Annotated in this window: 12 protein-coding genes; 7 read left to right on the forward strand and 5 right to left on the reverse strand. The window is 73.9% G+C overall.

The annotated features are described in order from the left end of the window. Positions 1-3: 3 nt before the first annotated feature. The 5 genes from IE317_RS38665 to IE317_RS38685 are packed head-to-tail and all read right to left on the reverse strand — an operon-like array spanning position 4 to position 5,473. Entirely contained in the window at positions 4-270 is a 267-nt protein-coding gene (locus tag IE317_RS38665; RefSeq protein ID WP_086848245.1) for an acyl carrier protein, read from the reverse strand. Further along, on the reverse strand, positions 267-1,577 hold the full coding sequence (locus tag IE317_RS38670; RefSeq protein WP_191316337.1) for a type III PLP-dependent enzyme: 1,311 nt from the start codon (positions 1,575-1,577) through the stop codon (positions 267-269). The genes IE317_RS38665 and IE317_RS38670 overlap by 4 nt, the downstream gene beginning before the upstream one ends. Further along, the gene (locus IE317_RS38675; RefSeq protein WP_191316338.1) at positions 1,574-2,917 is read right to left on the reverse strand and encodes an ATP-grasp domain-containing protein; all 1,344 of its coding nucleotides are present in this window, start codon (positions 2,915-2,917) and stop codon (positions 1,574-1,576) included. The genes IE317_RS38670 and IE317_RS38675 overlap by 4 nt, the downstream gene beginning before the upstream one ends. Continuing rightward, the gene (locus tag IE317_RS38680) at positions 2,914-3,873 is read right to left on the reverse strand and encodes a ketoacyl-ACP synthase III family protein (RefSeq protein WP_191316339.1); all 960 of its coding nucleotides are present in this window, start codon (positions 3,871-3,873) and stop codon (positions 2,914-2,916) included. The genes IE317_RS38675 and IE317_RS38680 overlap by 4 nt, the downstream gene beginning before the upstream one ends. Before the next feature lie 22 nt (positions 3,874-3,895). Then, complete coding sequence (locus IE317_RS38685) at positions 3,896-5,473, reverse strand: condensation domain-containing protein (RefSeq protein WP_191316340.1); 1,578 nt, start codon at positions 5,471-5,473, stop codon at positions 3,896-3,898. 616 nt (positions 5,474-6,089) lie between these two features. Between IE317_RS38685 and IE317_RS38690 the strand changes: the two genes are divergently transcribed. The 7 genes from IE317_RS38690 to lanM form a co-directional block, all read left to right on the forward strand. Next, a complete protein-coding gene (locus IE317_RS38690; protein WP_191316341.1) occupies positions 6,090-6,623 on the forward strand; it encodes a hypothetical protein in 534 nt (177 codons plus the stop codon). Beyond that, on the forward strand, positions 6,620-7,075 hold the full coding sequence (locus IE317_RS38695) for a hypothetical protein (protein WP_191316342.1): 456 nt from the start codon (positions 6,620-6,622) through the stop codon (positions 7,073-7,075). Before IE317_RS38690 ends, IE317_RS38695 begins: the two co-directional genes overlap by 4 nt. Then, positions 7,068-7,505 carry a hypothetical protein gene (locus IE317_RS38700; RefSeq protein ID WP_191316343.1) on the forward strand — a complete coding sequence of 146 codons (438 nt, stop codon included), beginning with the start codon at positions 7,068-7,070 and terminating at the stop codon, positions 7,503-7,505. The genes IE317_RS38695 and IE317_RS38700 overlap by 8 nt, the downstream gene beginning before the upstream one ends. Continuing rightward, entirely contained in the window at positions 7,493-8,074 is a 582-nt protein-coding gene (locus tag IE317_RS38705) for a GNAT family N-acetyltransferase (protein ID WP_191316344.1), read from the forward strand. The genes IE317_RS38700 and IE317_RS38705 overlap by 13 nt, the downstream gene beginning before the upstream one ends. Further along, positions 8,071-11,232: a S41 family peptidase gene (locus IE317_RS38710; protein WP_191316345.1), complete on the forward strand. Its 3,162-nt coding sequence runs from the start codon at positions 8,071-8,073 to the stop codon at positions 11,230-11,232. Before IE317_RS38705 ends, IE317_RS38710 begins: the two co-directional genes overlap by 4 nt. Continuing rightward, a complete protein-coding gene (locus tag IE317_RS38715; protein ID WP_191316346.1) occupies positions 11,229-11,924 on the forward strand; it encodes a 4'-phosphopantetheinyl transferase family protein in 696 nt (231 codons plus the stop codon). Before IE317_RS38710 ends, IE317_RS38715 begins: the two co-directional genes overlap by 4 nt. Positions 11,925-12,180: 256 nt before the next feature. After that, on the forward strand, positions 12,181-14,375 hold a 2,195-nt coding region (gene lanM / locus IE317_RS38720), incomplete at its 3' end, for a type 2 lanthipeptide synthetase LanM (protein WP_191316347.1).

A 14,375-nucleotide genomic window follows, 5' to 3' on the forward strand; every position in this document is an offset into this window, starting at 1 on the left:
GGCTCAGACCGCCGCGGCGGACCTGGCGAAGGCCGACTCGATGTAGTCGGTCAGGCTGCCGACCGTGCGGAAGACCTCCGGGCCCAGCTCGTCCGGGTCGATCTCGAGGCCGATCGTGTCCTCGAGGCTCATCAGCAGCTCGATGACGCTGGTGGAGTCGAGCGCCAGGTCCTCGAACAGGCGAAGTTCCGGGGTGACGCCGCCGATCTCCTTGTTGAGCACGGCGGACAGGGCGATCTCCAGGTGGGCGACGATCTCGGTGCGGTTCATCTCGGCTCACTTCCCATGCTGTCGGTGATGTCAGTCGTGTCGGGGTGGAACAAGTGCTGCTTGCGCAGCAGGTCCGCGGGCTCGTCGCGGTCGCGGACCAGGAAGGCCGCACCGCCGCGCACGAGCACCTCGGCGGGGAACCCGTGGCTGAGAAACAGCCCGGGCGAGGCCGACGGCCCGTAGGCGCCGGAGTTCAGGACGCCGACCAGGTCGCCGGGGCGCAGGTCGGGCAGTTTCACCTGCTTGAGCAGGGTGTCGTTGGGCGTGCACAGCGGGCCGGTGACGGTCCACGGGCCCGGCTCGACGGTGTCGTCGGTGTCTTCGCCGGCGGCACGCGGGGTGAGCAGCACGGCCGGGAAGTTCCGCTTGACGAACGACCCGATGCCGACGGCGGCCATGTGGTGGTGGGTGCCGCCGTCCGCGATCGCGAACCGCTCCCCCATCGACTCCTTGACGTACCGGACGCCGAGCACGTAGACCCCGGCGCGCCCGGCCAGGAACCGGCCGGACTCCATGATCAGCCGGGTGGCCGGATGGGCCCGGTGGAAGGCCTCCAGCATCGGGTTGATCTCGGCGGCCACGTCGGCGGCGGCGAGGTCGTCCTCGCCCTCGAAGTACGCGACCCCGAGCCCGCCGCCGATGTCGACGGCTTCCAGGCGGATCCCCGTCTCGGCGGCGACCCGCTCGGCCAGGTCGAGGGCGTAGCGCGTGTTCTTGCCGATGACCTCGGCGTCGAGGATGCGCGTGCCCATGTAGACCTGGATGCCGGCGACGTCGGCGTGGCGGTACTCCGCCAGCCGCGGCCCGGCCGCGAGGACGTGGGCCTCGTCGATGCCGAACTGGCGGGGCTTGCCGCCCATGGTGAGCCGGGAGCCGCTGATCGCGCAGGTCGGGTTGATCCGCAGCAGCACCCGCTGCTGTTTCCCGAGCTCGGCACCAAGCCGTTCGATGTCGTCGAGCTCGTCGAAGGACTCGCAGACGATGGCGTAGACGCCGGTGTCCAGGCAGGCGCGCAGCTCCTCCTGGCTCTTGCCGGGGCCGAGGAAGATGATGTCGCCGGGCCGCGCACCGGCTTTCAGCACGGTCTGCAGCTCCACAATGGACGAAACCTCGGCGCGTGCGCCGCCGTGGTGCAGGGCGGCGAAGACGCTGATGTTCGGGTTCGCCTTGAGCGAGTAGAACACCTCGATCGCCGGGTGCAGCACCGCGCGCAGGCCGGTGATGGTGGCGTGCAGGACGTCGCCGTCGTAGACGTACAGCGGCGTGCCGAACCGCTCGGCGAGGTCCTGGTAGTCGATGTCGGTCATGCGTCCTCTCCTGCCATGGCGGCGAGGCGGCGCTCGGCCTCGGTCCGGACGGCGAGGGCCTCCTCGGGCGAGTCCCCGACGCAGATCGCGTAGAGCCGGCCGTGGAAGGAGCCTTCGCCGGTGTTCGCGGCGTTGAGCGTCGCGAAGTTGTTGACCAGCACGCCGGTGTCGCCGGCACCGGTGAAGAACAGGTCGCCGAGCGCGGCTTCGACCTCGGCGAAGGTGTGCTCGCGCTGCAGCTTCAGCGAGAAGGTCGCCGCGATGGCGTGCCGGCCCTCGGGGATGAACTTCTCGGCGATCCGGCTCTGGTAGGTCGACATGTTGAACCGGGCGTTGATCTCCAGGCACGGGTAGAGCGTGCCGTCGGCGGCGAGCATCGCGTCGACGCCGACCATCCCGAAGAAGCCTTCGTCGTGCAGTGCCTTGCCGATCTTCTCGACGGCTTCGGCCAGCTCCCGCGCCGCGACGGGCGGCAGCTCGACCGGGAAGCGGTGGCCCTGGTGCACGCCGTTCTTGAGCACGGCGGCCTTGACCGTCTCGAAGCGGACGCCGCCGGTGCGGGAGACGACGAACTGGTAGTTGAGGTCCTGGGCGTGCTCGATCCAGGACTCGACGACGAGGTTCGCGGGGGCGTCGGCCCCGCGGCGCTCGATCAGCCGCAGCAGGCGGTTCGCGCCGCGTTCGTCCTCGACGACGACCATGCCGCGCCCGGAGACGCCGAGCGACTCCTTGACCACGACCCGGCCGCCCAGCGCCAGCTGCTCGGTGAGGGCGTCCCGCAGCTCGCCGACGGTGTGGATCACCCGGCCGGGCACCTGGCGCAGGCCGAGCGAGTCGACCAGGCCGCGGCTGAAGACCTTGCCGTTGACCGCCTTGCAGATCTGCGCGGTCGACCCGGCCAGCGGCAGCCCGGACTCCTTGGCCAGTGCCTCTTCCGACGCCGAAATGCCCAGGGGCATCAGGTAGGTGTTGCCGTCGGCCAGCTCCCGCAGCCTGCCGAGGAGTTCCGGCGAGTTGAGGGCGTCCTCGGTCACCATCGCGTCCGGGTCGTTGTGCTCGGCGATCAGCGTCGTGCCGTCGGCCGCGCCGATCCGGGCGAGGTAGCCGGCGAACGCGGCGTCCATGGGGGCTTTGAGCACCACCAGGTCGCCCTCGCCGGCGAGCAGCGCGCCCATCTCCTCCATGCGGTTGACCGTGGCCCCCGCGAACGAGATGCCGGCGCCGGGCAGTTTCGGCTCGCCCACCGCCCAGCTGCGTTCCACCTCGAAGTTGTTGACGAAGACGAACCGCGCACCGGCGTCGCCGGTGAGGTCCTTCTTCAGCCGTGCCACGAAATTCATCCCTGGTTCCCTTCTCCGATCTCGACGACGGCCGCCGCGAAGGTCGCCCCGAGGCCGGCCGAAGCCAGCAGCACGAGGTCCCCCGGATCGACCCGCCCGTCCGCGCGCGCCGCCGCCAGGTTGATGAACGGGTCGGAGCTGTAGCAGTGGGCGTACTTCCCGACGTTGTCGAGGAACACGCGGTCCCGCGGCACGCCGAGCGTGCCGGTGATGCGTTTCCACGACAGCTTGTTGACGTTGTGCGGCAGGATGGCGGCGATGTCCGCGGCCTCGACCCGGGCGTCTTCGAGCGCGTCCTGCATGACCTGGGCGAGCGCGTCCGGGTAGACGTGCTTGTACTGCAGCTGCAGGGCTTCGTCGCAGTCGATGCCGCGGTAGAACTGGCCCAGCACGGTCAGCGCGCGCCCGAGGACGCGGTCGCCGCGCGGGTCCGGGCCGAGCAGCACCGCGGCGGCGCCGTCGCCCTGGATCGTGGTGTCGCGGATGAGGCGGGCCTCGTGCATCAGCACCTTGTCGCCGGTGAGCACGAGCACGCGGTCGCCGGGGGCCGCGGTGGCCAGCAGCGAGCGGGCCACGTGCAGGGCGTGGATGCCGACCACGCAGTTGAGGTGCGACAGGCTGAACGCGGTCGCGCGGTGCAGCCGCAGCCGCGTCCGCACGTCCTCGAGGAGGCCGGGCGTGGCGACGGCGACGTGCTGCATGGTGTGGGCGTGCACCAGGAACCGGACCGAGCCGCGGTCCGTTCCGGCGAGCACGCGCTCCCCCGCGCCCGCCAGCAGGTCGGCCAGCTCCAGGCCGTCGGCGACGGCGACGCGGTCCAGGCCCAGGAAGCGGGTGAAGAAACGCAACTGCGTCGCGTCGAGGCCGAGCGGGCCGGCCAGGTCCGCGACCGGCAGGCTCGTCTCCGGCACGAACGACGCCACCCGTTCCAGCCGGGGTGCTTCGAGCAGGGACATGACTTCCTCCTCTTCGTCCGGCTCAGCCGCGGGCCGGCACGAGCTCGTGCGCGAGTGCGGACAGGGGACGGGCGGTGGTGAACGGGACGAGCCCGGCGCTCCAGCCGCGCTCGTGCAGGGCTTCGACCACGCGGGGCAGGCGCAGGACGCGCCCGCCCGCGCCGAGGTAGCTGCGGGCCGGGTCGACTTCCCCGAGGCCGTTGACCTCGGCGACAACGTCGACGAGCACCCGCTCGGCGGGCGCGGTGCCGGTGCGCTCGGGTTCGGCTTCGGACCGGGTCCGCCGCGGCTCCGGCGGGGCGAACCCGATGAGCGCGGCGGCCTCGCTGACGCGCAGGTCGGTGCCGGGGTCGCGGTGGGCCTCGACGAGCCGGGCGTAGCCGCGCAGGAAGTGTTCGACGGCGTCGGCGTCCATCACCGCGTCCAGGGCCTGCAGAGCGAGGGTGATGCCGTCGGCCCATTCGTAGATGCGCAGGTAGCTGTCGGAGCCGGCGCGCGCCCAGTCGGCGGGAGCCGCGTTGACCGCGTACCGGTCGCGTCGGGTGCGGCACGACCGCGGCGCGTTGTCGAGGAAGTTCAGCTCCGCGGCCACGCGCACGCCCTTCTCGGCGACGAGCTCGTACACGCGGTCGTAGGGCACGTGCGCGTGCGTCATCGCCTGGCTGACGCGGGTCGCAGACTCCTTGACCACGGCCGAGAACCGCGGATCGCCGCCGAGGTCGGCAACCACCGGCGTCGGGTAGGACAGGCACGTGACGGTGCCGCCGATGCCGCTGGCGTCCCGCTGGCTGGTGTACATCCGGTGCGCGACCAGCGTCTGCCCGGTGTAGGCGGCGAGCGTGACGGCATAGGCGGCCAGGTGGACGGCCGAGGGCCACACGTGTTCGCGCGCCGCGATGGCCCGGGAGGCGGACAGCAGCGACGGGACGGTGAAAGAGGCGCTGTGCGCGGCCCCGGATGCGTTGCGACGCTTCGAGAAGACGTCGGCGGGGAGTTTCCGGACGACTTCGCGCCAGTGGCCCAGCGCGGGTTCGAGGTCGGCCTCGGTGCGGCTCTCTTCGAAGCGCGCGAGGTCGACCGGCTGGTGTTCGACCGGGTCCAGCACGGCGGGCCGGCCCTCGGTGCGCGCGGCGAGCAGCTCGTCGAGCTCGGCGGCGATGCGGTCGAGGGCGACGTCGTCGAAGGCCAGGTGGTTGAAGACCAGGTGCAGCCGGACCAGGCGGCCGCCGGCGGTGACCACGCAGGCCCGCAGGGGCCACTCGCGGGCCAGGTCGAACGGGGTGCGGGTGAGCCGCGCGATGACGTCCACGGCGTCCTCGGTGGTCGCCTCGACGACCGGCTGCGGCGACGGCGGCTGCACGAGCTGGCGCGGCCAGGCGTGCCCGTCGGCCGCAGTGCCGGTCAGGTCGTAGACGGTGCGGAGGACCTCGTGCCGGCGCACCAGGTGCGTCAGCGCCGTGCGGACGGCCGCGACGGTGCAGCCCGCGGGCAGCGGGTAGCTGGTGCCGATGTGCGCCTCGTGCCGGGACGGCGCCGGCACCCGCAGGTACCGCAGCAGGTGGTGGTGCTGTCCCCAGCAGAGGTTCGCGCTCTTCGCCACGTGTCCTCCAACCCTGAATCGTCGTACGCCGATGGTGGGCGGCCGCGGCGCAAATGGTTAGCCCCTGGCGGTGGCACGTTCTCCGTGGCACGAACATGACACCGGGAGGCGAACAGTTTTCCTTGACCCGCAACGGTTCGTCGGTGAATCTGGGTTGGCCCCGCCGGAATGCGTTCCGGATCTGCGGGGGAAATCCCATCGAAAAGAATGAGGAGCACCCATGTCGAAGGAAGCCTCGAAGGTCGCCAGCAAGGTCGCGTCGAAGGTCGCCAGCAAGGAGGCCTCCAAGGAGGCGTCCAAGGAAGCGTCGAAGGTCGCGTCCAAGGAGGCGTGACGCCGCGGCGGGACGGCGGCGCGGGTGCGCCGCCGTCCCGCCGATCACGCGGAGCCACCGCGGGCGCGGCACCGCCACCGGCACACGCCGGCCAGGCGGTGCCGTTCCCGCGGCTCCCTCTCCACCACCGGCTCCGCCCGCTCGCCCGCCCCAACGTCAGGAATGAGTCATTCACTGCATCCCACGCCAGGAATGAGTCATTCACTGCACCGCACGCCCGCCGGATGCCAGGAATGGGTCATTCACTGCATCCGCCGTCCGCCCATCAGCCCGGGAGGGGCCATGACCTCGATCGCGCCCGTCGCGCCGCCCGCCGCCGCACCGGTGGACCGTGCGCTGCCGCACTGGTCGGCCCGCGCCTGCGCGGAGGCCGACCGGACCGCCGTGCTCGCGCTGTTCGCCGACCCCGGCTTCTTCTTCCGCACCGACCGGCCGGACACGCGGCCCGAGTGGGAGATCCGGCGGCTCCTCGGCGACGACACCCGCGTGCTCTGCGCCGACGGCGAGCCCGTCGGCCTCTACGCCCTCGAGCACGAAGGCAGCGAACACGGCTGCCACTACGTCCTGCACCTGCGCCTGCGCTCCGACGCCCCCACCCGCTGGTGGCGTGCCGCCTACCGCGAGATCGTGCGGGCGCTGCGGTGGCGCCACGAGCTGGTGCGGCTGTCGGTCCGGTTCCCCGAGTTCGACCCCGCCGGCCTCGCCTTCGCGCGGGAAGCGGGCCTCACCGAAGAGGGCACGCTCGCCGGCGTGACCACCCACGAAGGCCGTCGCCGCGGCACGGTCTTCTTCTCGCAGGTTTGGGCGGAGTCATGAAACTGCGCGGATACCGCGACGCCGACCGCGGGCTGCTGAGCGGGCCGTGGCTCGCCGGTGAGCTGCTCGGGCTGCCCCTCGACGGCTGGCCCGCGCTCGCCGAGCCGACCGAGGTCCCGCCGCCGGACGGCGACGACGAAGAACTGTGCGTCACCGACGGCGCCTTCGTCCGCTACACGGGCATCGACTGGGTGCACCGGCGCGCCCGTGTCGAAATCGGCGTCCACGGCGGACTGTCCGAACTGGACGAATTGCTGGCCGCCGCCGTCGAGCACGGGTTCACCGGGCTGAACCTGCGCCGCCTGCACGGCTGGGTCACCCCGGCCGCCCGGCCCGGCCCGGCCGCGCTGGCCGCGGCCGGCTTCCGGCGCGAAGCGGTCGTCCCGGCCGCCACCTGGTTCGACGGCGCACCCGCCGCACGGGAGATCTGGGGGACGATCCGCCATGACTGAGCTCAGGCCGCTTTCACCCGCCGAGGCCGCGCAGGGGCTGCGCCGCGCGGGTGACGCCGCGCGCGGGTTCCTCGGCACCGACCCGGTGACGCAGAACGACGCCCTGCTCGTGCGCGAGCTCATCCGCCGCGAAGCGCAGGTGTACGCCGCCGGCGGCGCGCTGGTCGGCTGCGTGCCGAACCGGGCGCAGCCGCGCCAGGCGTACGTCTCGAGCACGTCCGCCGGCCCGGAGCCGGTGCGCGCGCTGCTCGGGCACCTCACCACCTACCAGCGCCGGACGTCCTTCGTCGCGCTGGTCCCCGAAGGCGGGGCCGCCGCCTTCCTCGGCGCCGGGTTCGCCCGCGGCGGCGTGCTGCCCGGCCACCACTACGCCGGCCACGCGTTCCACGACGTGCTGGTCCTGGTGAAGGAGGAGTCATGCCGATCGTGACCGTCCGGCACTTCACCGAAGAGGACGTCCCGCTGCGCACGGAACTGCTGCGCGAGGCGCGGTTCACGGCGAACCTCACGGACTTCGCCGTCGGCTCCGACGACGACGGCCTGCAGGCCCGGCAGCTGCGCACCATCACCGACGAGCAGCGCACCAAGCGGATCTTCACCGTGTGCGGCTCGCACGGCCGGGTGATGGGGTTCGCGTGGATCACCTCGATCGACTGGCGCGCGCAGCGCTGCGAGCTGTCCTTCGGCGTGCTGCCGCGCGACCGCGGGCTCGGCGCGTTCGCCGTCTACGCGGTGCACAAGCACCTGCGCGACGAGCTCAACATGCGCGTGATCGTCAACCAGGTGCTCACGCACAACACCATGTTCCTGTCCGCCGAAGCCCTCGAGGCCCAGCACCAGGTGCGCTGCGAGCGGGACTCCTACACCGTCGGCGAATGGCGGACGGCGTGCTACTGGACCCTGTCCGACGAGGACATCCGGCAGCACGAGGCGTCCGCCGAGGAACGCCGCCGCGAGCTGGCCGAGCGGATCCGCGCGCGCATCGAGGCCCGGTCGTGACCGGGCGGGCCGGGTATCTGCGCACGGCCGCGATTTCCGGTGACACCCTGTACTTCGCGTGCGAGGACGACCTCTGGTCGGTGCCCGCCGAAGGCGGCCGGGCGCACCGCCTGACCGCGGGCCCCGGCGAAGCCCGGCGGCCGCGGATCTCCCCGGACGGCACGCAAATCGCGTTCGTCGGCACCTACGACGGCCCGGCCGAGGTGTACGTCATGCCGGCCGAAGGCGGCCCGCCCCGGCGGCTGACCTACCAGGCCGGGCGCTGCGTCACCGTCGGGTGGCACCCGCACACCGGCGAAGTGCTCTACGCGACCGACGCCGAGCAGCCGTCCGGCTTCGGCGCCCGCCTGTTCTCGGTGCCGCCGGCCGGTGGTCCCGCGCGGCCGCTGCGGCTCGGGCCGGCCGACACGATCGCCTTCGGGGACGGCGGCGTCGTCGTCGGCCGCAACACCGCGGATCCCGCGCGGTGGAAGCGTTACCGCGGCGGCGGCACCGGCGAGCTGTGGTACGCCGAAGCCGAGGCCGGCCCGTTCACGCGGCTCGTCGCGCTGCCCGGGAACGTCGCCGACCCGTGCTGGGCGGGCGGCCGCGTCCACTTCATCAGCGACCACGAGGGCATCGGCAACGTCTACTCGTGCCTGCCCGACGGCACCGACCTGCGCTGCCACACCGACCACCACGACCACTACGCGCGCGGGCTCACCACCGACGGCACCCGGCTGGTCTACACCGCGGGCGCCCGGCTGCACCTGCTCGACGCCCGCGGCGCGCGTCCGGTCGAGGTGGACCTCGGCGGCGCGGCACCGCAGCGCGGCCGCCGGTTCGCCCCCGCGGGCGAGTACCTCGACGGCGCACGCCTGTCCCCCGACGGCACCCGGCTCGCGGTGACCGCCCGCGGCAAGGCGTTCACCTTCGAGCACTGGTCCGGTCCGGTCCGCGGGCACGGCCGCGCCGACGGCGTCCGCTACCGGCTGCTGCGCTGGCTGGCCGGCGGGCGGCAGCTCGTCGCCGTGGCCGCCGACGAGAGCCCGGACGAGCGGATCGTGCTGATGGACGCCGAGGGCGGCGAAGACGCCCCGGTGCTGGTCGCCGGCGGCGTCGGGCACATCACCGAGCTGACCGCGTCGCCGGCGTCCGGGCTGGTCGCCTTCGCGACCAGCCGCCAGCGCGTGTGGATCGTGGACACCGCCGACGTGCTCCCCCGGCCCCGGCTGCTCGACGCGAGCAAGCACGAGCGCATCGAGGACCTCGCGTGGTCACCCGACGGCCGGTGGCTGGCCTACACGTTCCCGGAATCGCCGCGCACGTCGTCGATCAAGCTCGCCGACACCGCGTCCGGGCGCACCCACCGGGTCACCGAGCCGGTGGTGCGGGACGCGCGCCCCGCGTTCGACCCGTCCGGGCGGTACCTGTACTTCCTCGGCCAGCGCGACCTCACGCCGGAGCTGGACCAGGTGCAGTTCGACGTCGGGTTCCCGTTCGGCTCCCGGCCGTACCTGATCACACTGCGGGCGGGCGATCCCTCGCCGTTCGAGACGCGGTCCGCGGTGCCCGGCCAGGCGCTGCCCGCCCCGCGCGGCGACGGCCGGGTGGCGGTCGACCTCGACGGGATCTCCCGGCGGGTGGCGGCCTTCCCCGTCCCCGAAGGCCGCTACAGCGACATCGCGGCGCTGCCCGGGCGGGTGCTGCTGCTGTCGGTGCCACTGGCCGCGCCCGACCCGGCGCACCCGGACTCCGGCGCCGAAGGCACGGTGTCGCTGGTGGACCTGGGCACCGGCCGGGTCACCGCGGGCTGCCTCGGCGCGGTCGACGAGCTGGACGTGCGCGGCGACGTCGTGCTGCACCGCACCGACAGCCGGTTGCGGGTCCTGCGCGCCGCCGTCGCCGGAGACCCGCCCGACGGTGAAGAACCGGGCCCGGCGACGGGCTGGGTCGACCTCGGGCGCGTCAAGGTCCCGTTCGACCCGTCCGCGGAGTGGCGGCAGATGTTCCGCGAAGCGTGGCGGCTGCAGCGCGAAGGCTATTGGGACGCGCGGATGTCCGGCCTCGACTGGGACGCGGTGTACGACCGGTACGCCCCGCTCGCGGAGCTGGTGTCGTGCCGTGCGGAACTGTCGGACCTGATCTGGGAGCTGCACGGCGAGCTGGGGACATCGCACGCGTTCGAGCGCGGCGGCGAGTACCGTGCCGGGCCGGACGAAGCGCAGGGCTTCCTCGGCGTCGACTGGGACACCGACGGCTCGTCCTGGCGGATCGCCCGCATCCTGCGCGGCGACCCGTGGAACCCGAAGGCCGGATCGCCGTGCGCCCGGCTCGGCGCGGACATTCGCGCGGGCGACGAGGTGGTCGCGGTCAACGGCCGCCGCGTCGGGCCGCCGGGCCCCGGCGAGCTGCTGGTCGGGCAGGCCGACCGGGAGGTGGAGCTGACCGTGCGGCGCGCCGGGGCCGAGCACCGCGTCGTCGTCCGGGCGTGTGCCGGCGAGGCGCGGGCGCGGTACCTGGACTGGACCGAGGGCAACCGGGCGTACGTGCGGGCGGTGTCCGGCGGCCGGCTGGGCTACCTGCACGTGCCGGACATGACGCGCAGCGGGTACGCCGACTTCGTCCGCGGGTTCTTGACGGAGCTGGACCGCGACGGCCTGATCGTCGACGTCCGGTTCAACACCGGCGGCCACGTGTCGCCGCTGCTGCTCGACCGGCTGGCCCGCCGCCGCACCGGCACCGAGCACGGGCGGTGGAGCGGGATGGCGCCGTACCCGACGGAGTCGCCGCGCGGGCCGATGGCGACGCTGCTCAACGAGCACACCGGGTCCGACGGCGAGATCTTCGCCCACGTCTTCCGCGCGCTCGGGCTGGGTCCGCTGATCGGCAGGCGCAGCTGGGGCGGGGTCATCGCGACCTGGCCGCGGCACCGGCTGGTGGACGGCACGGTGACCACGCAGCCGGAGTTCCGCTACCGGTTCGGCGACGCGGGTGGTTCGCTGGAGAACCACGGCGTGGAGCCCGACCTGGCGGTGGTCCCGGCCCCCGACCGGCTCCTGCCGGGCGAGGACGACCAGCTCGCCGCGGCCGTCGCGCACCTGCTGGCGGAGCTGGGCTCGCCGTCGGACGAGCTGCCCGCGCCGCGGGCGGCCCTGCTGCTGCCGCAGGCGCCATGATCGTCGACGTCTGGCTGGTGCCGGTCCGCCCCCGGCCGGAGTGGCTCGCGCTGCTCTCCGGGGCGGAACGCGCCCGCGCCGCCCGGCTGCCGGCTCCGGTGGCGGACGTGTTCACGGCTTCGCGCGCCCTGCAACGCCTCTGGGGCGCGTCGGCGATCGGGGTCCCGCCGTCGGAGGTGGTGATCGACCGGTCGTGCGAGCACTGCGGCGACCCGGGCCACGGCCGGCCGCGGCTGGACGGCGCCCCGGAGTTTTCGGTGTCCCACACCGACCGGTGGCTGCTGCTGGCGGCGGCGGAGAAGGGCCTGATCGGAGCCGACATCGAGGACCCGGCCGCGGCCGCCGACCCGGCGGGGCTGGCCGGGGTGGTGTTGTCGGCTGCGGAGCACCGGGAGTTCTCGGCGGCGCCCCCGGCGGAGCGGGCGGGCCGGTTGCTGACGGCGTGGACGCGCAAGGAGGCGGCGATGAAGCTGGCCGGACTGGGCCTGGCGGCGGCTCCGGCCCGGGTGGATGTGCGGGGGCCGCTCGCCCGTTCGGACGTACCGGGCTGGCCCCGCGAGCCGGTGCACCTGGGTTCGCTGACGGTTCCGGACGGCCACGTGGCCGCGCTGGCGACGACGGTGCCGGTGGAGGCGGTCCGCCGGCGCACGGTGGCGGAGCTCGGCCTGCCGGTGGCTGCGAGGGTGCGGTGACCGGGCCCGCAAGCGCCGTGAGAGTGCCGCGACCGGACCCGCAGCAACCGTGAAGGTGCCGCGACCGGGCCCGCGGCAGCCGTGAAGGTGCCGCGACCGGACCCGCGGCAGCCGTGACCTGGCCGAACTCGCCGCCCCGGACCTCACGGCACAGCCACGAGCCCCCACGATCGCAGGCAGACCCCAACCCCTGATACCCAATCTGGGTAGCGAGTACCCATGTACGCGCATCTCCGGGAGTGCGAATCTCTTCGGCGTGAGCCAGACAGTAGAGCGCCCCGAGCAGGCCCCCCACGAGGCACCGGCCTGGTGGACCGCCGCTCGCCTTCCCGGCGAGGCCGGCGGCGACCGGCCCGCCTGGGCGCTGCTCGCCGACGAGGTGCTGGCTTCCCTGCCCGCCGAAGGTGACTGGCCCGCCCCCGTCGACGCCGACGGTGACCGGGTCTTCCGCCACGCCGTGCTGCCCTTCGCCGCCGCCACCCGCTCCTTGCTGGTCGAGCGCGAGCCCGCCGCCGAGCGAGTGTGGTCCGGGGTCGAGACCTGGCTGTGCGGGCAGCTCACCGCGCTCGCGGCCCGCACCTTCGTGCTCGAGCTGCACGCGGCGAAGAAGGCCGGCCGGCTGCGCGGCGCCACCGGACGGGACCGCTTTGTCGACTTCCTGCGCCTGCTCGGCAGCCGCGGGTACCTCACCGACGTGCTGGGCCGCCACCCGGTGCTGGCCCGGCTGCTCGCCCAGACCTGCCTGCGCACCGCCGACGCCGTCGCCGAGCTGCTCACGCGGTTCGCCGCCGACCGGGCCGACCTGGGCGCCGGGCTGCTCGCGGGCCGCCCGGCCGAGCTGAGCGAACTGACCCTCGGCGCCGGTGACGTGCACTCCGGCGGCCGCGCGGTCGCCGTGCTCGGGTTCGCCGACGGACGGCAGCTCGTCTACAAGCCGCGTCCGCTCGGGCTGCTCGCCCGGTGGGGCGAGCTGCTGCGGTGGTTCGCCGAAGAACGGCCCGGGCTCGCGCCGCGCCCCGTGGGGGTGCTGGCCCGTGACGGCTACGGCTGGGCCGAGTTCGTGCCCGCGCGGCCGTGCGCCGACCAGGCCGGGGTCGAGCTCTTCTACCGCCGCCAGGGTGCGCTGCTGGCCCTGCTCTACGCGCTCGACGCCACCGACATGCACTGCGAAAACCTCATCGCCTGCGGCGACCAGCCGATGCTGGTGGACGTCGAAACGCTGTTCCACCCCGCTTTCACCTCGCTCACCCGCAACGGGCCCGACCCGGCCGCCGCCGCACTGCACCGCTCGGTGGCGCGCACCGCCCTGCTGCCCACGCTGATGCTCGGCGAACACGGCGCGCTCGACGTCTCGGCCTTCGGCGGCGGCAACGGCGAGCAGAGCCCCGGGGAAGTGCCGCACTGGACCGGCGCCGGGACCGACGACATGCGCCTGGCCCGCGGGCCGCTCCCCTACGCCGGCGGCGCGAACCGCCCGGTGCTCGCCGGGGCGGAGGTCGATGCCGGGACGTACCGGCAGAGCCTGCTGAGCGGCTTCCGCGCCGCCTACGAGTCCCTGGTCGACCGCCGCGCCGAACTGCTCGGTGGCGCGCTCGAAGGGTTCGCGGGCGAAGAGATCCGCCTGGTCATGCGGCCGACGCAGGTCTACGCCACGCTGCTGGCCGACGCGACGCACCCGGCGCACCTCGCCGCGGGTGCCGCGCGGCCCGCGGCGTTCGCCGCACTCGCCGAGGACCACGGGAAAGCCCACCTGCCCGCGCTCGTGCCCCACGAGATCACCGAACTGTGCGAGGGCGACGTGCCGGTGTTCACCACCGCCGCGGGGTCGGTCGACGTCACCACCGGCACCGGTGCCGTCCTGCCCGGCCTGCTGGCCGCGAGTGGTCTCGACCAAGCCCGCGCGAAGATCGCGCAGCTGTGCGCGGAGGACCTGCGCGAGCAGGAGTGGTTCGTGGAGGCCACGCTCGCCACCCGCCGCCCGGAGGTCCGCCACGGCGCGGGTGCCCCGCTGCCCGGCGCGGTCGCCGCCGTCGTGCCCGACAGCCAGCACCTGCTCGCACTGGCCTCCGCCATCGGCGACGACCTCGTCGCCCGCGCCGCCCACGACGAGGTGCGGGCCAACTGGGTCGGCCTCGAACTCCTCGACGGACGCCACTGGCTGGTGCTGCCGATGGGCGCCGGGCTCGCCGAAGGCTACTGCGGCACCGCGCTGTTCCTGGCCCAGCTGGGCGAGCTGACCGGCACTTCCCGGTACACCGAGCTGGCCGCCAAGGCCGTGCGCACGCTGCCGATGCTCGTGGAGGTTCTCGCCGAACACTCCGACCTGGCGCGCGAAGTGGGGTCCGGCGGCTTCTTCGGCCTCGGCGGGATCTGTTACGCCCTGGCCCGCTTGGCCTCCCTCCTCGGCGACCGCACGCTCGCCGGCTGCCTGCCCGCCGCGATCGCCGCGAC

Origin of the sequence: Amycolatopsis bullii, assembly GCF_014654205.1 — a bacterium.
GTDB lineage: Bacteria > Actinomycetota > Actinomycetes > Mycobacteriales > Pseudonocardiaceae > Amycolatopsis > Amycolatopsis plumensis.